The sequence below is a fragment of the Dyella sp. genome (assembly GCF_035277725.1).
Lineage (GTDB): Bacteria > Pseudomonadota > Gammaproteobacteria > Xanthomonadales > Rhodanobacteraceae > Dyella_B.
The window spans coordinates 23,162-41,585 of sequence record NZ_DATEJY010000071.1 but is presented as its reverse complement, the minus strand read 5'-3'; the positions used below and the strand labels follow the sequence as shown (position 1 = coordinate 41,585).

The window sequence follows — 18,424 nt, the reverse complement described above, 5'->3', positions numbered from 1 at the left end:
CTTATCCGTAAACGGGAAATTTCTTGCACTGTGCCGAGACTTTCTCGCGCACGGCTTTAATCACGCTTTCGTCGGCCGGTGCATCCAGCACGTCGCAGATCCATTGCGTGAGTTCGACCACGTCCGCTTCCTTGTAGCCACGCGTGGTGATGGCGGGCGTGCCGACGCGCAGGCCGGAGGTGACGAACGGCGAGCGCGGATCGTTCGGCACGGCGTTCTTGTTGACGGTGATGTGCGCCTTGCCGAGCGCCGCTTCTGCATCCTTGCCGGTGACGTCGCGGCCGATCAGGTCGATCAGCATCAGGTGGTTTTCGGTACCGCCGGAGACGACCTTGTAGCCGCGCTCGATCAGGGTCTTGGCCATCGCTTTGGCGTTCTTCACCACCTGCGCCTGGTAATCCTTGAAGGCCGGTTCCAGCGCTTCTTTGAACGCAACCGCCTTGGCAGCGATCACGTGCATCAACGGACCGCCCTGGATACCCGGGAACACGATGGACTGCAGCTTCTTTTCCAGTTCTTCGCTCGCGTCCTTGGCGATCACGAAACCGCCGCGCGGGCCGCGCAGGGTCTTGTGCGTGGTGGACGTCACCACGTGCGCATGCGGCAGCGGGCTGGGGTAGACGCCGGCGGCAATCAGGCCGGCGACGTGTGCCATGTCGACGAACAGGTAAGCACCGACCTTGTCGGCAATGGCGCGGAAGCGCGCCCAGTCCATCACCTGCGAGTACGCGCTGAAGCCGGCCACGATCATTTTCGGCTTATGCTCGAGCGCGAGGCGTTCGACTTCGTCGTAATCGACCAGGCCTTGCTCGTTCACGCCGTACTGCACCGCGTTGAGCAGCTTGCCGGAGATGTTGACCTTGGCGCCATGGGTCAGGTGGCCGCCGTGCGCCAGGCTCATGCCGAGAATGGTGTCGCCCGGGTTGAGCAGCGCGAAGTACACCGCCTGGTTGGCCTGCGAACCGGAATGCGGCTGCACATTGGCGTAGGTGGCGCCGAACAGCTGCTTCAGGCGTTCGATGGCCAGGCGCTCGGCCACGTCCACGTATTCGCAGCCGCCGTAGTAGCGCTTGCCCGGGTAGCCTTCGGCATACTTGTTGGTGAGTACGGAGCCCTGGGCTTCCAGCACGCGCGGGCTGGCATAGTTCTCCGAAGCGATCAGCTCGACGTGGTCCTCCTGGCGGCGGGCTTCGTCGGCAATGGCCTTGGCCAGCTCGTCGTCATAGCCGGCAATGGTTTGCTGCTTCGGGAACATTCGGGCCTCGTGGGGTGGCATGGCGGGGTGAGACTTAAAAGTGTAATGGGCGGGGGGAATGCCGGCCACCTCCGGACTTATGGCATTCGCTTGATAGGGCTTGCCGCACTCGATGCCCTGCGCATGGTGGGCCAAAGATTGGCCGCAAATCAAAAAGATGTGGACGTAGGCTGGGGTGCGAACCCCAACATTTGAGTCGTCCAGGCATGGCGATGTTGGGGTTCGCACCCCAACCTACGTGGCAGCCCGCGGTTTTGCGACGGCACTCACCGTCACGTCGCGATAAACGTGCCGATGTTTTCCGGTCATGAAACGTGGCGAACGCGTGGCCATCGGCTCGCAATCGGCCGGCGCTGCTGTCACCAGGCCTTGCACATAAGCCGCTATACTAGCCGGCTCAACATCTACGCCTACCACGCCTTGCGCGTCGCCTGTCCCAGCGGGCAGGTCTCGCGCATGCCCACGGAGCCAGCATGCAATACATCTACACCATGAACGGGGTCAGCAAGATCGTTCCCCCGAAGCGCCAGATCATCAAGGACATTTCGCTGAGCTTCTTCCCGGGCGCCAAGATCGGCCTGCTCGGCTTGAACGGCGCGGGCAAGTCCACGGTGCTGCGCATCATGGCCGGCGTCGACAAGGACTTCCAGGGCGAAGCCCGTCCGCAGCCGGGCATCAAGGTCGGCTACCTGGCGCAGGAGCCGGAGCTGGATCCGGAAAAGACCGTCCGCCAGGCCGTGGAAGAAGGCGTGTCGGTGATCTTCGACGCGCAGAAGCGCCTGGAAGAGGTCTATGCTGCCTATGGCGAAGAAGGCGCGGATTTCGACAAGCTCGCCGCCGAACAGCAGCAGCTGGAAAACATCCTTGCGGTGAACGACGCGCATGCGCTGGAACGCCAGCTCGAAGTGGCCGCCGACGCGCTGCGCCTGCCGCCGTGGGATGCCAAGATCGGCCCGCTCTCCGGTGGTGAAAAGCGCCGCGTGGCACTGTGCCGCCTGCTGCTGTCCAAGCCGGACATGCTGTTGCTGGACGAACCCACCAACCACTTGGACGCCGAGTCGGTGGACTGGCTGGAGCAGTTCCTGCAGAACTACCCGGGTACCGTCGTGGCGGTGACCCATGATCGCTACTTCCTCGACAACGCCGCCGAGTGGATTCTGGAACTTGACCGCGGCCGCGGCATTCCGTGGAAGGGCAACTACACCGAGTGGCTGGAACAGAAAGACCAGCGCCTGAAGCAGGAAGCGCAGCAGGAAAAGTCGCGCCAGAAGGCGATCGAAAAGGAACTGGAGTGGGTGCGTTCTGCGGCCAAGGGTCGCCAGTCCAAGGGCAAGGCGCGCTTGAACCGCTTCGAAGAACTGAATGCAGTCGAATACCAGCGCCGCAACGAAACCAACGAAATCTTCATTCCGCCGGGCGAGCGCCTGGGCCAGGAAGTGATCGAGTTCAAGAACGTCAGCAAGTCGTTCGGCGATCGCCTGTTGATCGACGATTTGTCGTTCAAGGTGCCGCCGGGTGCCATCGTCGGCGTGATCGGTCCGAACGGCGCGGGCAAGTCCACGCTGATGAAACTGATCACCGGCGTCGAGAAGCCGGACAACGGCGAAGTGAAGATCGGCCATACCGTCAAGCTCGCCTACGTCGACCAGTCGCGCGGCGCGCTCGATCCGAAGAACAACGTATGGCAGGAAGTCTCCGGTGGTGCGGACATCCTCACCATCGGCAACTTCGAGATCCAGTCGCGCGCCTATATCGGCCGCTTCAACTTCAAGGGCACCGATCAGCAGAAAATCGTCGGCAATCTGTCCGGCGGTGAACGCGGCCGCCTGCACATGGCCAAGACGCTGCTACAGGGCGGCAACGTGCTGCTGCTGGACGAACCGTCGAACGACCTGGATATCGAAACCTTGCGCGCATTGGAAGACGCGCTGCTGGAATTCCCGGGCTGTGCGATGGTGATCTCGCATGACCGCTGGTTCCTCGACCGCATCGCCACGCACATCATCGCGTTCGAAGGCGACTCGCACGTGGAATTCTTCCCGGGCAACTACAACGAGTATGAGGCGGACAAGAAGCGTCGCCTGGGTGACGAAGCGGCGAAGCCGCATCGCGTGAAGTACAAGAAGCTGGCGTAATACGCCGCTTTGTTCGCGTAGGCTGGGATGCCAATCCCAGCATCCGTGAAGTTACGAAAAAGTGCCATGAGCCGTCATTCCCGCTTTCGCGGGAATGACGGCGGTAAGGCACATCGGATAGCCCAAGCGATAAGAAGGTATCCCCATGCATTTCATGCAGAGCCTGCAATCGGCATGGACCCGCAACAACTCCCTTGTCTGCGTCGGCCTCGACCCCGAACCCGCCAAATTCCCCGCGCATCTCAAAGATCGCCCCGACGCCGTATTCGACTTCTGCGCCGCCATCGTCGATGCCACCGCCGACCTGGCCTGCAGCTACAAGCCGCAAATCGCGCACTTCGCAGCATTGCGCGCGGAAGACACGCTGGAACGCCTGATCGCGCACATCCACGCTGAGCACCCTGGCGTGCCGGTGATCCTCGATGCCAAGCGCGGCGATATCGGCAGTACTGCGCAGCACTACGTCACCGAAGCGTTTGAACGTTTCAAGGCCGATGCGGTGACGCTTAATCCCTATCTAGGTCGGGACTCTGCACAACCGTTCCTCGATCGCGCCGATAAAGGCGTGATCCTGCTTTGCCACACCTCCAACCCCGGCGCGGCCGATCTGCAGGATCTGGACGTCGGCGGCAAGCCGCTGTACCAGCACGTCGCCCGCCTGATCGCGCAGGAATGGAACACCAACGGCAACTGCGCCCTGGTGACCGGCGCCACCTATCCGCAACAGCTTGCCGAAGTACGCGCGCTGATCGGCGACGTTCCGCTGCTGGTGCCGGGCATCGGCGCACAGGGCGGCGACGTGCAAGCGGTCGTCCGCAACGGCCGCACGGCAGCCGGCACCGGCCTGATGATCAACTCCTCCCGCGCGATTCTTTACGCCGGCCATGGCGAAGATTTCGCCGACGCGGCACGCAAGGCAACGCTCGACCTGCGCGACAGCATCAATCACTACCGGCAAGGTTGATTCTGCCGAGGCTTCTCCTTTTGAGGAGCGCGCATGACCTCAAAGCGCTGGCTGCAGGCCATACGTAGGCGGGGACGGAATCCCAGCATGAAGGACCAGCAAGCTGGGATTTCATCCCAGCCTACGCGGCAGTCCCAGCCGCTTCGCTGCACGAGCTTCCCGCCCTCCCCCGCCCATCGGCACTGTGTCAGTATCACGCGCGGACATCGGCGATGTGCCGATCGGGGAATCCTCAAGAGGGAACGTATGCGGACGTTGAATGGGCGGGTTCGGGAAGCGGTCTCAAATTCTTGCGTTTTTTTGAGTCGGGCGATGTTGACGGTAGGGTTGGCCGTGCTTGCATTGGGTTCGGTGGAGCGCGCTTACGCCGCCAGTCCTGATCCCTCGCTGGTAGCGAAAATCAATGCAGCCACCTTCGAGGTCGTGATCCCGCGCGCGGTGGACGATCCACTCACCTACGAAAAACCGCTGCCGCTCGATCTGCTGCCGTATGAAGAGCGCACCGACAAATATTTCTCGGTCGGCACGGCGTTCGCCATCGGGCACAACCATTACGTTACCGCCGGCCACGTGCTGATGGCCGCCATCGGCGATCTCACCGGCGCGCCCGCGCTGCGCGATGCCAGTGGCCATGTCTATGCCATCGACAAGATCGAGAAATTTTCCCTGCAGCAGGACTTTGTCATGTTCTCGCTGAAGGAGCAGCCCAAAGGCAACGCGTCATTGGCCACCAACACCAAGGCAGGGTTGAACAGCGTGGTCTATGCGGTAGGCAACGCGCTGGGCACAGGCGTGGTGATTCGCGACGGCCTGTACACCTCCGACACGCCGGAAGACGAAAACGGCCGCTGGAAATGGATGCGCTTTTCCGCAGCGGCATCGCCCGGCAACAGCGGCGGTCCGCTGCTCGATCAGAACGGCAAAGTCATCGGCGTGGTGCTGATGAAATCACCCAACGAGAACCTCAACTATGCGCTGCCGATCGGCGAGGTGCTCAACGCTTCGGACAGCCAGGCGGTAATGGACAAGCGCATGACCTACCAGCTCGACGTGGTGGAAGACACGTTGACCGGTACGTTCAAGGCGCAATTCCCCTTGCCGGTGAGCTACGAGGACTTCAGCGCCACGTATCTCAAGCTCTTCTACGCCCAGGGCGACAAGGAGCTGAAAGAGCTGCTGCAACAACAGGGCAACGATCTGTTCCCGCACGGCGCCGGCTCCAACCATATCCTGCACGAGACACCGGAACTGAGCGTGTTTCCCGAGCTGATCGTGCGCAACCGCAGCGGTCAATGGACCTACACCGGGCACGAACTCAACCGTGTACCGCTGAGCGGTAACGGCTACGTCGCCGGCGGTTACGTGGGCCACAACTTCCTGATCCATCTGCGCCGCCCTGACGACATGAAGGCGGCCACGTTCTACAACGATCCCAAGCAGATGATGGATCTCATCCTCAAGACCGGCTTCTGGACGCGCGAAGTCGGCCCGGAAAAGATCAAGGTCACCTCGCTCGGCAATCCAGCCAGCAACACGACCTACACGGACAACTGGCAACGCCATTGGAAAGTGCTGGTATGGTCGCTGCCATATATCAACGCGCAAATGGCGGTGTTCGCTCTGCCGGTGCCAGATGGCTACGCCATCATGATGCGCATGACGCCATCCATGAGCACGCATGACAGCCTGGCCGACATGACTGCGCTCACTGACTTCTTCAATGTAGATTACGGCGCCACCCTGGCGCAGTGGAAGGAATTCCTGGCCGATCCGTCGCTGCTGCCGGACGTGCTGAAAGACGCACACATCAGCTTCGACTACGGCAAGCAGTTCAGCTACGACTCCAGCAGCATCAGCTTCAGTTATCCATCCACGCTGCAGCCGATTGCAGCGGACAACGTGCTTTCGGTGGGTGTCGGCTATTACCAGGATCACGGCAAGTTTGCGCTGCAGACGGGCGTGATCCAGATTCGCAAGAACATCACTGATCCCGATCGCATCAGCATCAAGCGGCACATCGCGCCCAGCTCGGATCTGGACGACAACTTCAAGGAAGCGTGGGGCAAGCTGCAGCACAAGCAGCATCCGTTCGATGGCGTGCCGTACACCGACGGCGATGAGATGGATGTCGCAGCGGTGATTCCTGCGCCCGATGGCGATGCGGCATCCGAGTTGTACACCGCGTTCTACGCCACGCAGGGAACGCACAAGCCCGAAGCGATGAAGGCGAAGCTGAAACTGCTGACGCAGCAGTTCAAGGTGAAATCGCACTGATACCGATCCGTCGCTTGGACACTGCAAAAAACCGGGAATCGTCGTCCCGGCGAAAGCCGGGATCCAGCGACTTTTGGGACCCGCAAAGTCACTAGGCCCCGGCTTCCGCCGGCGCGACGATATGTGGTGAGCCGCACAGTTTGGGTTTGCGCAGCGTAGCCAACATTTCCGCGCGACTTGTTGGGTTACGCTGCGCTGACCCAACTACGATCCCGAATTAGAACAGACGCTGTCGTCAGCCTTTCGTCGCTGGCTGCGTTCGCACTTCTATCATCTTCGTCGCCGATAATGACGAGCCGGTTCGCTTGGCCGGCGTTTCCATGTCCCCATAAGGATCGACGCGTGAGTTTGTGGTTTCTGATTTTCCTGAGCGTGCTGCAGGGCGTTACCGAACTTTTTCCGGTCAGCAGTCTTGGGCACACCTTGTTGGTGCCGGCGCTGTTCGGCATGCACATCGACAAACACGCGCCACAGTTGATTCCCTTTCTGGTGGCCTTGCATCTCGGTACGGCGTTGGCCTTGCTGGGGTATTTCCGCCATCGCTGGGTCGCGTTGATCCGCGGCTTCTTCGCATCGTTGGCCGGGCGTCACAACGATGAAGGGCACATGATGCGGGCACTGATCATCGGCACGATTCCCGCGTGCGTGGTCGGATTGCTGCTGGAAAAACGCCTGGAACTCGTGTTCAAGGATTTGCGCATCGTGGCGGTCGCGTTGATCGTCAACGGCGTGCTGCTGTGGCTGGGTGATCGCCTCGAGCGCACGCGCCCGCACAAGGCGCCGGAGAAGCTTAAGTTCAGACAAGCATTCCTGGTTGGCTTGGCGCAGGTCGGTGCCTTGATCCCGGGCTTCTCGCGCAGCGGCCTCACCATGATTGCCGGTTCCGCCACGGGCCTGGACAAGGAAAAGGCTGCCGAATTTTCCTTCCTGCTCGGCACGCCGATCATCCTCGCCGCCGGCGTGCTGGAGATCCCGAAACTGTTCAAGGCACCGGAGCAACTAGGCAGCGCCTTGCTCGGCGGTGTGCTGACGGCGATCGCAGCGTGGCTGAGCTTGCGCTTTCTGATGAGCTATTTCGAAGGCCGCGGGCGCCTGACATCGTTCGGTACGTATTGCGTGATCGCAGGCGCGGTATGTCTCGGCTGGTTCTTGCTGCACCCACAGCCTTTGTAGGTGGGGGTGAGGCAAAGCCGAACCCCAACACCGCATGCGGGTACAGAGCGTTGGGGTTTGCGTTCCGCTCACCCCAACCTGCGCGGCGCTCCGTTAATCGTCCGCTGCCGGATCTATCCCAGGAAACAGCACTTCGGTAAACCCGAACTTAGTGAAGTCTGTAATGCGCGAGGGATACAAGCGACCGATCAAGTGATCACACTCGTGCTGCACCACGCGCGCATGAAAACCTTCTGCCGTGCGATCGATACGCTCGCCTTTCGGATCGATGCCTTCATAGCGAATCAGCGAATAGCGATTCACGGCGCCGCGCAAGCCTGGCACGGAAAGACAGCCTTCCCAGCCTTCTTCCATGTCTTGCGACAGCGGCGTGATGACAGGGTTGAGCAGAATAGTCTGCGGTACCGGCGGCGCGTCGGGATAACGCTCGGAGCTGTCGAAACCGAAAATCACCAGTTGCAGATCCACGCCGATCTGCGGCGCGGCCAGTCCAACGCCACCGGCCGCATGCATGGTTTCGAACATGTCGTCGATCAATGCATCGAGCTCGGCGCTGCCGATCATGCTTTCAGGAACCGGCGGCGCAACGCGCAGCAAGCGCGGATCGCCCATCTTGAGAATCTCACGGATCATGCCAACCTCACGCCACCAAGCTTAGGGATGCGGTGATTAATTCTACGTAGGCACCCAGTGTGAGGCATGAGCGCGGCATGAATCCATCGCGATAAGGCATGGCATGCCAGGATTGTGACGCCGCAAAAAAAAACCGGGCGCTTGCGCCCGGTATCTGATGACAGCCATCAGGAAAAAGAAGACGCGGCGTTACCACACCATCGCGGCGCCCGCGCCGACACCCATATCGCCTTGGGAAGTACTGCTGAGGCTCGCTTTCAGCACCCAGCGGCCGCCGGGCGTCACTGTCGACATGCCCACGGCGATGGCCGCCTGGCCGCGGAAACTGCCCACGCCGGCACCCAGTGAACTTTGATCGGGCGCATACGCCTGCGGAATATGGGTCATCGCTATGGCGGCTGCCGCGCCCGCGTCCGCGCGCCGCCCCAGTCGGCTTATGCGCTCGTTCAAGGCCTGGGTCTGCTGGTCCACATAGCCTTGTGCCCAGCTTTGCGCGGCCTGCAATTGGGAAACGTTGACGGCGTCCGTTGCGTCCACGCCCGGCGCTACGTTCGTAATGGTGCGCTCGTTGCCTGCCGAACCTACCGACACGGAATTCGCCTGTGTGGCGACCGAGCCCGCACCGATCGCCACGGCGTTGCTGGCGGCCGCCGTGACCGTGGCGCCCTCGCCCACCGCCGTACCTGCGATTGCAGCGACGTTGGCATGGGCACCCACGGCCACGCCTCCGTCGCTCGCCGCCACGGCGTTACCACCCAAAGCGGTGCCGTGATAGCTCGCCGCGTACGCATCGCTTCCGATCGCCGTACCGTGCACGCCTGCGGCCTGCGCGTTGTTGCCGATCGCCGCTGCACTGCCATCGCCCGTCGCGGTGTTGCTACCCACGGTCACGCCGCCGGAATAATCGGGATTCGTGCCGGGATTTTCCGCAGCCGGTAACGGTGAAACGCTGCCGCCACTTTCGAGCGTCGATACACGCTGGTCGAGTGCGCCGATCTGCGTACCGACGTTGGCGATCTGGCCTTGCAGCGCGCGCTGCAAGCCGGCCAGCTGACCATAATTGACGGCGTCGTAAGCACTCACGCCATCCGCCACGTTGTGCACGGCCACCGGCGCGCTGGCTGATTTGCCGCCGAACGTCACCGACAGCTGGTTAGCATCGTCGTACGTCACGTCGAGCGCGGCCACATCGCCCAGCTGGTTTTGCAAGGATTTCAGCTGGCCGACGTTGGCTGCGTCATTGTTCTGCGTGCCGTCGGCGATACCGGTTATCCGGCGATCGCCATCCGTGCCCGACACATCCACCACGCTACCGCCCGACGTCGCAGCCACGGTGATCGGCGCGGATATCCCCGCCTGCTGCACCAATCCGCTCGTGCCGCCCAATAATCCGTTGATGGCGTTTTCGTTGGCGCTGACGCGTACGCCCAGGCCGCCGATATCGGCGGCGTTGGTCGTCACGCCATCGTCCAGCACCTTCAACGCGGATCCGACGTCTTGCACGGAAAGGTTTTGCACGCTGTACGCAGGCGCGCTCAGTGTGCCGTCCGCATTCACCGTGGCATGGCCGCCAAGTGCGCCGGCCGTGCTTTGCGCAGTGCCGATCAGTTGCCCAAAGTTCGCCGCATCGTTGGCTTGTTGACCATTGGCCACGTTATGCAACATCACCGCCGCTCCAGCACCCACGCCACCCAAGGTGATGGCACTTTTGCCGGCATCGTCGTATTGCACGGCCAGGGCGCCGACGTCGCCGATCTGGCTCTGCAGCGCCTGCAGTTGCTGCAGGTTGACGGCATCGTTGGATTGCATCGCATCGGCCACGCCCGTGACGCGTCGATCGCCTGCTGTACCGGACACATCCACCACGCCGCCCCCTGAGCTTGCGGCGACGGTAATCGGCGCAGACGTGCCGGCTTGCTGCACCAGCCCGCTGGTGCCACCCACCAAACCGCTGATGGCGCTTTCGTTGGCGCCGATGCGGACGCCCAAACCACTGACGCTCGCCGCGTTGGCGGTCACGCCATCGTCCAGTACTTTCAATGCCGATGCGACGTCTGGCACCGGCGTGCTCTGCACCGTATAGGTCGGCGCACTGACACTGCCATCGACATGCAACGTTGCACCGAGTGCATCGAGGGCCGGCGTGAGCTGACTGACGTTCACGGCATCTGTGCGTTGTGTACCCGCAGCAACATAGGTGAGCTGGCGTTGCGAGGAAGCGCTGCCAATGGACACCACGTTGGCACGATCCGCCACGGCATTCACACCCAGGGCGATTGCGTCGTTCTGCTGGGCATTGGCACCATTGCCGATGGCCAATGCGTTGGTCGCGTTGGTGGTTGCTGCGTAGCCAATGGCGGTGGCGCCCACACCCATTGCGTGGGCGTTGCGGCCGATGGCCACCGCGTTGTTGCCGTCGGTTGCAGCCAGGTAGCCGACCGCCGTTGCACCCGTTCCTATGGCGTTGGCGCTGGCACCGAGGGCAAAGCTCTCGGTGTTGCGAGCTGCCGCGTTTTGCCCGAGCGCCATGGAAGCATTGCCATAGGCAGAGGAAGAGTCGCCGATCGCCATGGCACCTGTGGTCGTGGTGGAGCCCAGCGCGGTAGTTACCTGGGCATGGTTGCCGATCACCACGGCGTTACCGGTCGCCGCCGACGCCGTGCCGTCTTTGGCGCCGTTACCGATCACGACCGATCCGACGCCCTGCGCATTGGCGTGCGGACCGATGGCCGTGGCATTCACGCCAATGGCGCGTGCGCTATCGGTGCCGTTGCCGATGCCGTTGCTGGCGAAATAATCGCCGACGGCTTGCACCTTCGTGCCGAGTCGGTCGATCGCGTTGGTGTTCGCATGGATGCCTGTATCGAGCGCGGACAACGCCGTTCCCACGTCGTGCGCGGTCACGCTTTGCACTGCATAAGCCGGTGCGCTGATGGTGCCGTCCACGCTGACGGCGGCGCCGCCGCCAAGAATGGTCGCGCTCGCCCTGGCACTGGCGCTGAGCTGTCCCAGGTTGACGGCATCGGTCGTACTGACGCCCGCGGCAAGATTGTTGAGCGTGTGATTGTTGAGATCGAGCGCGCCATTCACATGCAGATTGCCGATCAGGAATGCGCCGTTCGTGTTGAGTGCCAGCGTGCCGTTGGCCGCGCCTGCCGAGATCAAGCTGGAAAGGCTGCTCGTGTTGCATGCCGCGTTGGTGATGATGGTGATCGGAATCTGGATGCCGAATAATCCCGAACCCAGCATCTGCGAGCAGTTGCCGCTGTTGCCGTCGTTGACGTAGAGGCTGGCCGACACGGTTTCCACCGGCGCAAACAGCAACGCCAGCAACGCCCACAGCGATTTGGACCCGGTTGTTTTCCTGCTGGTTTCGAGCGTGCTGTCCGACACCGCCGAATACGCGCTCGCCAATGTCTGTTTGTTCGTGGAGTAAGGCTTGGTCACGCAGATTCCCTTTTTGTCGCTGTGATAGTCGCGCGCATGCCGACAACCCGGCCGCTCATGGTGCGAGCCGGGTTTTCAGATGCGGGGCGTGGCGTGCACGGCCATTCGTACACGTGCGAGACGATGCTAGGTAACGATGATCGCGCGCCGTATCAGTTAATTCCCACGCGATGGCTAGGAAATTACCTAATTCATGTCATCCGATTTGCTGACACGACAAGGCGATCAACACGTCATGATGGGTGCGCTGACATCCATCCATCGCATGCGCGCATCGGCATGCATTCGCCTTCGATCGAAGCACGGCTGCGTGCCATCCTGTTCTGACGGCCAGATATGACTGGTTTCACAGAGACTGTGGCGCTCGCCTTGCTGCTCGCCATGACTCAACGTCAGCGACAAGATCCTCGGCGCATCAGCTATTGACCCACAGCGCTGACAGGACGAACCTAAGCGGCAACTGAGCGCCCGCGCGGGTCGGACAGTACTGTTTGCCGCAGCCATGTTGCGCTGCCGGAACCCTCTGCGTGGTGGCATGAAGTCCTAACGGGAGAACGTTCATGGCAACCCTCGCAGTGAGGCCCACCGGTATCGTCGGCAAGATCATCTGGGCGCTGGTCGCCGCCATCGGTGCCGCCTGCCTGGCCGTAATTGCCTTGCGCCGCGGCGAACCGGTCAACGCCATCTGGCTGGTCGCCGCCGCGGTGGCGATCTTCCTGATCGGCTACCGCTTCTACGGCAAATTCATCGAGCATCGCGTGCTGCAGATGGATCCCAGCCGTGCGCCACCCTCGGTGCTGCACAACGACGGACTGGACTACGTGCCGACCGACAAGTGGGTGGTGTTCGGCCATCACTTCGCCGCGATTGCCGGCGCCGGTCCGCTGGTGGGGCCGGTACTGGCAGCGCAGATGGGCTACCTGCCGGGCACTTTGTGGATTCTGTTCGGCGTGGTGCTGGGTGGTGCGGTGCAAGATTTCATGGTGCTGGGCCTGTCGGTGCGGCGCGACGCCCGCTCGCTCGGTCACATGCTGCGCGAAGAACTGGGCGCACTGGCCGGCGTGGTGGCCATGTTCGGCCTGCTGGCATTGATGATGATCGTGCTGGCGGTGCTGGCGCTGGTGGTGGTGAAGGCGCTCACGCATAGCCCTTGGGGTACGTTCTCGGTGGCCTGCACGATCCCCATTGCGCTGCTGATGGGTGTGTACCTGCGCTGGTTGCGGCCCGGACGCATCCTTGAGGTGTCGCTGATCGGCCTGGTGCTGCTGGTGTCGTCCATCGCTTATGGCGCGCACATCGCGGCAACGCCGGAGCTGGCGCACTGGTTCGACTTCGACGCCAAATCGCTGGCGTGGCTGCTGATCATCTACGGCTTCGTCGCGTCGGTATTGCCGGTGTGGCTGCTGCTGGCGCCGCGCGATTATCTGTCCACCTTCCTCAAGATCGGCACGATTCTGCTGTTGGCGATTGCGATCATCTTTGCCGCACCGCAGTTGCAGTTGCCGGCGGTGTCGCGCTTCATCGACGGCACCGGCCCGGTATTTCAGGGTCAACTATTTCCGTTCCTGTTCATCACCATCGCGTGCGGCTCAGTATCGGGCTGGCATTCGATCATCGCCTCGGGCACGACGCCGAAGCTGCTGTCGAATGAAGGCGAGGCGCGCATGGTCGGTTACGGCGGCATGCTGATGGAAGCGTTCGTGGCGATCATGGCGTTGATCGCCGCGGCATCGCTGCATCCGGGCGTGTATTTCGCCATGAACTCGCCATCGGCGGTGATCGGCACCACGGTGGATCACGCTGCCAGCGTGATCAGCCAATGGGGTTTCGTCGTCACACCCGACGAGCTGACGCGCACGGCGAAAGACATCGGCGAAACCAGCATTCTCAGCCGCGCCGGCGGCGCGCCCACGCTGGCGGTGGGCATGGCGCAACTGCTGCACAACATTCTTCCCGGCGACGGCATGGTGGCGTTCTGGTACCACTACGCGATCCTGTTCGAAGCACTGTTTATTCTCACCACGGTGGATGCCGGCACGCGCGTGGGCCGCTTCATGATTCAGGAGATCGCCGGCCTCGTGCACGAGCCGCTGAAGAGCACCGAATCGTGGATCGGCAATGTGCTGGCCACCACCATCTGCGTCGGTTTGTGGGGTTATTTCCTGTATCAGGGCGCGGTCGATCCGCTGGGCGGCATCAATACCTTGTGGCCATTGTTTGGTATCGCCAACCAGATGCTTGCTGCGATCGCGCTGATGTTGGCCACCGTGGTCACGGTGAAACTCAAGCGCGAGCGCTACGCGTGGGTGCCGGGCATTCCCGCGGCGTGGCTGGTGATCTGCACGCTCACGGCCGGCTTCGAGAAACTGACCGGTCCGATCAGCTTCACCGCCGCCGCGCAGAAATACCAGGACGCGATGGATGCCGGGAAGTTGCTGGCGCCCGCCAAATCCTTGAACGAAATGCAGCGCATCATCACCAACAACAGCGTGGACGCCACGTTGACGGCCGTGTTCGTGCTGCTGGTGCTGACCATGCTCGGCTTCAGCCTCCACGCCATCATGAAGGCCGTGCGCAGCAACGTACCGACGGCGCACGAGGCACCGCGCGTCGCGCTGGCCAGCGTGGCAAGCCGGAGCAGCTGAGCCATGACACTCCACAAACTTTGGCAGCGCCTGGTACAAACCGCCCGCTTGAGTTGCGGCGTGCCGGATTACGACGTGTATGTCGCGCATCTGCGCGCTCATCATCCGGAGCGCAAGATTCCCACCTATGCCGAGTTTTTCCGCGATCGGCAAACGGCGCGCTACAAGGGTACCGGCGGGCGTTGCTGCTGACCCTGCCTTTGGTCACGCTGGAAATACAAGGTCATGTCCATATGAAGACATGGCCTTGTTTTATATCCACCATCAAACTGCTGCCCGAGTCGTGACCATGGGTGCCCTTACATGACCAAACCCATTTCCGACGTCGAAGCCCGGCACGTTTTTGGGCTGCGCGTCATCGCCGCGTACAAGGCGATCAAGGTGGTGTGCCTGATCTTCGTGGCGTTCGTCGCGTTCGGCCTGCACAAACCCGAAAACTTCGATCATCTGATGCACACGCTGGAACACCTGTCGCTGCAGGACAGCAGTGGCATGCGCTGGCGGCTGGTCGAATTGCTGCAGAAATGGGGGCCTAGCAAGTTCATCGCCGTCGGCATCGCGGCGCTGGCCTATGCGGCGGTCTTCGCGACGGAAGGCATAGGCCTGTGGCTGCGCAAACACTGGGCGGAATGGTTCACCGTGATCGCCACCGGTTCGCTGATTCCGGTGGAAGCCTATGAGATGTTCCACAAGTTCAGCTGGCTGAAGCTGGGGGCGTTGATCGGCAACATCGTGATCGTGATCTACTTGGTGCGCATTGCGATGCAACCCCACGGGCGCAAGCTCTAAGTCTGCCCATTCGCCGCCAGGTACCATGCGGCAGCGTACGCAGAACCGCGCCCATACCCCGCATCGCCTTGCCGTAACCACCTGCGGTTAGACTTCTCCCTTTCACCCGAGCTACCGCCCTGGGCGTCCCCACATGACCAAGCCCGTTTCCGAGATCGAAGCCAGCCACAGCTTCGGCCTGCGCGTGATCGCCGTCTACGAAGTGATCAAGACGCTGTGCCTGCTCTGCGTGGCTTTCGTCGCGTTCGGCCTGCACCAGGAACAGAACTTCGAGCGTCTGGTACACACACTGGAACACCTCTCGCTGCAGGACAGCAGCGGCATGCGCTGGCGCCTGGTGCAATTGCTGCAGGAAATGGGGCCCAGCAAGTTCATGGCCATCGGCATCGTAGCGCTGGTCTATGCCGCGATCTTCGCGACCGAAGGCATCGGATTGTGGTTGCGCAAGCACTGGGCGGAATGGTTCACCGTGGTCGCCACCGGCTCGTTGATTCCGGTGGAAGTGTATGAAGTGTTCCACAAGTTCAACTGGCTGAAAGTCGGCGCGCTGATCGGCAATGTGGTGATTGTGATTTATCTGATTCGCATTGCGATGCAGCCGCATCATAAGAAAGCTTAGGTCACTTACTTGATGCACCATTTGCGGTGCATCGAAGCATCTCCCCGCCGTGGGACTACAGGGCATCAGCAATCACTGACTTCCCCCGCGCAAGACTCTGCGTTAGAAACCAGGTCAACACAACGACAGTGACCTCATTGGGATGGTCCGGACAAAGAACCAGAAAGTGAAGCGGAGTCTGGCCTGCTGGCCTCTCATGCTCGGATTGTGCTTGGCTGGATGCGGGGAGAAGAAGAAAGACCTCAGCCCTCCTCCGCTCAACCCGCATCCGAAAGAAGCCGTGCATGTCCGGGTGGAATTCGACAATCCGGATGATGCCAAGAATTTTACGATAACGATGACGGCGCACTATCAGAATCAGCAGCGCGAATGTGGATACATCGCCAATTGGTGGGTGGGTAATTTCGTCTATCCAGAGGGGGAGTTCGACATTCCTAATGAAAGCTCAGACCCAAGATACGGCGACTTCACCGTTTATCAGGACCGCTACAACCGCGAGACATGTAACTGGGAGTTTGGACTGTTTGCCGCCCATATTCACAATGGGAGCACGAAATGGGAGGCGGCAACCTCAGTTGGATGGAACGAGATTGTTCCGGGTATGGAGTTCAAAACAACGTGCAACTTTGTCAGTGCCTCTCCCAATATTTGCTGGCATGAACCTCCACCTGACTTCCCATGGACCGTAAAGGTACCTATCACCATTCGTGTATTGGAGAATTCGGCGCCGATGCGTCCACACCAGCCGGGATTCTTTAGTCGCGACAACTTCTTGCCACCTATGAACCCCGAAGACGTGGCGCGCGATAGTTCAAAAAATCCCAATCATTAGATCCGGCATACCTCCCAGGATCCGTAAATGCCCTTACCCTCCGAGCAGAACGCTTTTTTTTCGAGCAGAGTGTACGAACCCCTTGTTGTCGGCACCTATGTTGAGAGTGACATCGGCCGGTACAGAGTTGTTTACGTATCGCCGCCTTCTTCTACCAATTATCGCGGCGCGGTTTTTCTGGACGAAAGTGCCCAACAGTTGATCACCGCCAACAAGGGCACCGACCCATCCAATATCCACGATTACCTGGCCGATCAGAGCATGGGCATGATGGGCGTCTCCACGCAATGGCCGGAGGCGGCGGCGACCATGCGCGCGACCCTGGATTACGCGCATGACAATAACATCCCGTTGTCCCATATCAGTGCCACCGGCCATTCGCTAGGCGGGGCTCACGCCCAACTGCAGGCGGCGATGTTCGGCGTCCAGGCCGAAACCTTCAACGCCTACGGCGCCGCGACCATGGCCCGGCACCTGGGCATGGATGTACGCGTGGCAGAGGAGCACGTCATCAATCACCGCATGTATCACGACCCGGTGTCGTGGATGGCCGAGCCTATCGGCAAAACGGTGGACCATATGGATTACGCCGATTACCAGCGTCACCGGCACGCCGGCTTGGGTCTCGCGGGCGAGGTGGGGGCCGTATTGTCTGCACACGGCATCTCCAATTTCTGGGAGAAGGAACACAATCGCCCCGCAGCGATTTTCGACCACAACTACATGCCCGAGTACATGCGCGACGTTCAGCACCGTGGCGTGGAAAACATGCCGCCCGGTGTGTCTCCGAATATGTCGTTGGACCGGCTCGCACCGCTGGCCGCGAATGCCAATGCGAACGATATCGTCGATCACCTTTACAAGGCGATGGAGATGGGCGATGACAGAACCTTCCGGAACGCGCTCGATCAGATCGCCCACACCGATTTCAGCAGGGAATTCTGGGCGCACGCGGCGGAGCGGGTGGAGATGCAGGATCGCCAGTTGGCGCTGGAGAAGCAATTGGAACAGACGCAACAGCAATTGGCCCAGCAACAGACCCATAGCCATGCCAAGGTATTGAGCCTTTGAGCTTACGGTTTCATTGAGGAGCAGATATGTATACGGACGACTCCAAACAAACGGCCCATACCGGCGTGGTGATGCAGCGTTTGCTGAAGTTCTGCGAGGAGCTGAGGCAGAGCAATCAGCAGGCCACACATGCTTTGCAGCAGACGACACAAGCCGCACCTGACCTCTTGCGCCAAGCCGCGCAACAAACGCTGAGCAGCCTTGCAGCTGATGCTTCTCAAGCGGTATGCAAGGGCTTGCACGAGCCACTGAATGGCTTCAATCGGGAAATCATCGACAACATCAACCGTGTCAATGCTGTCACGCATGCACTTATGCAATCGCAGGAACGCATGACAACAGTCGTCGCCAAGCTGCGCTGGCTGGTGGCGGGGGTACTGGCGACCATGTTGCTGGTGGTCGTCGCCGGCGGCAGTTTGCTATGGCATTACCGCGACGTGATGGCGCAAAACCAAATCGAAGCCAACTTGATGCGCGCCTATAATCAGGCGGATGTAAATCTGTGCGATGGCCGGCTTTGTGCGCGAGTGGATCGTGCTGATAAACGCTACGGAGATTATTTACCTGTCAAGCCGCGATAGACGACC

The 18,424-nt window shown here is 61.2% G+C and carries 14 protein-coding genes; 11 read left to right on the top strand and 3 right to left on the bottom strand.

The window, feature by feature from the left end; genetic code table 11:
* Window position 1 precedes the first annotated feature (1 nt).
* Window positions 2-1,255, bottom strand: coding sequence for a serine hydroxymethyltransferase (gene glyA, locus VJR68_RS07145; RefSeq protein WP_324146967.1), 1,254 nt, complete (start codon window positions 1,253-1,255; stop codon window positions 2-4).
* A 473-nt stretch (window positions 1,256-1,728) separates the two neighbouring features.
* Here glyA and ettA point away from each other — a divergent pair, with 473 nt between their 5' ends.
* The 4 genes from ettA to VJR68_RS07125 all read left to right on the top strand — a co-directional run bounded on the left by ettA (window position 1,729) and on the right by VJR68_RS07125 (window position 7,801).
* A complete protein-coding gene (gene ettA / locus VJR68_RS07140; protein WP_324146966.1) occupies window positions 1,729-3,390 on the top strand; it encodes an energy-dependent translational throttle protein EttA in 1,662 nt (553 codons plus the stop codon).
* A 145-nt stretch (window positions 3,391-3,535) separates the two neighbouring features.
* Window positions 3,536-4,354 (top strand): orotidine-5'-phosphate decarboxylase, encoded by an 819-nt coding sequence (pyrF, locus tag VJR68_RS07135; RefSeq protein WP_324146965.1) that lies wholly within the window; start codon window positions 3,536-3,538, stop codon window positions 4,352-4,354.
* A 312-nt stretch (window positions 4,355-4,666) separates the two neighbouring features.
* Entirely contained in the window at window positions 4,667-6,628 is a 1,962-nt protein-coding gene (locus VJR68_RS07130; protein WP_324146964.1) for a S1 family peptidase, read from the top strand.
* A 342-nt stretch (window positions 6,629-6,970) separates the two neighbouring features.
* Entirely contained in the window at window positions 6,971-7,801 is an 831-nt protein-coding gene (locus VJR68_RS07125) for an undecaprenyl-diphosphate phosphatase (RefSeq protein ID WP_324146963.1), read from the top strand.
* 93 nt (window positions 7,802-7,894) lie between these two features.
* Here VJR68_RS07125 and def read toward each other — a convergent pair whose 3' ends face one another.
* Both def and VJR68_RS07115 read right to left on the bottom strand, forming a co-directional pair.
* Window positions 7,895-8,434 carry a peptide deformylase gene (gene def, locus VJR68_RS07120; protein WP_324146962.1) on the bottom strand — a complete coding sequence of 180 codons (540 nt, stop codon included), beginning with the start codon at window positions 8,432-8,434 and terminating at the stop codon, window positions 7,895-7,897.
* Window positions 8,435-8,623: 189 nt separating this feature from the next.
* Window positions 8,624-11,881 carry a YadA family autotransporter adhesin gene (locus tag VJR68_RS07115; RefSeq protein WP_324146961.1) on the bottom strand — a complete coding sequence of 1,086 codons (3,258 nt, stop codon included), beginning with the start codon at window positions 11,879-11,881 and terminating at the stop codon, window positions 8,624-8,626.
* 560 nt (window positions 11,882-12,441) lie between these two features.
* Between VJR68_RS07115 and VJR68_RS07110 the strand changes: the two genes are divergently transcribed.
* The 7 genes from VJR68_RS07110 (at window position 12,442) to VJR68_RS07080 (ending at window position 18,418) form a co-directional block, all read left to right on the top strand.
* Entirely contained in the window at window positions 12,442-14,526 is a 2,085-nt protein-coding gene (locus tag VJR68_RS07110; protein WP_324146960.1) for a carbon starvation CstA family protein, read from the top strand.
* A 3-nt stretch (window positions 14,527-14,529) separates the two neighbouring features.
* Window positions 14,530-14,718 carry a YbdD/YjiX family protein gene (locus tag VJR68_RS07105; RefSeq protein WP_324146959.1) on the top strand — a complete coding sequence of 63 codons (189 nt, stop codon included), beginning with the start codon at window positions 14,530-14,532 and terminating at the stop codon, window positions 14,716-14,718.
* 111 nt (window positions 14,719-14,829) lie between these two features.
* Window positions 14,830-15,315: a DUF2127 domain-containing protein gene (locus VJR68_RS07100; RefSeq protein ID WP_324146958.1), complete on the top strand. Its 486-nt coding sequence runs from the start codon at window positions 14,830-14,832 to the stop codon at window positions 15,313-15,315.
* 133 nt (window positions 15,316-15,448) lie between these two features.
* Entirely contained in the window at window positions 15,449-15,934 is a 486-nt protein-coding gene (locus VJR68_RS07095) for a DUF2127 domain-containing protein (RefSeq protein ID WP_324146957.1), read from the top strand.
* Between the two features lie 166 nt (window positions 15,935-16,100).
* Complete coding sequence (locus tag VJR68_RS07090) at window positions 16,101-16,766, top strand: hypothetical protein (RefSeq protein WP_324146956.1); 666 nt, start codon at window positions 16,101-16,103, stop codon at window positions 16,764-16,766.
* Window positions 16,767-16,793: 27 nt separating this feature from the next.
* Window positions 16,794-17,837 carry a lipase family protein gene (locus VJR68_RS07085; protein WP_324146955.1) on the top strand — a complete coding sequence of 348 codons (1,044 nt, stop codon included), beginning with the start codon at window positions 16,794-16,796 and terminating at the stop codon, window positions 17,835-17,837.
* A gap of 26 nt (window positions 17,838-17,863) precedes the next feature.
* The gene (locus VJR68_RS07080) at window positions 17,864-18,418 is read left to right on the top strand and encodes a hypothetical protein (protein ID WP_324146954.1); all 555 of its coding nucleotides are present in this window, start codon (window positions 17,864-17,866) and stop codon (window positions 18,416-18,418) included.
* Window positions 18,419-18,424 lie beyond the last annotated feature (6 nt).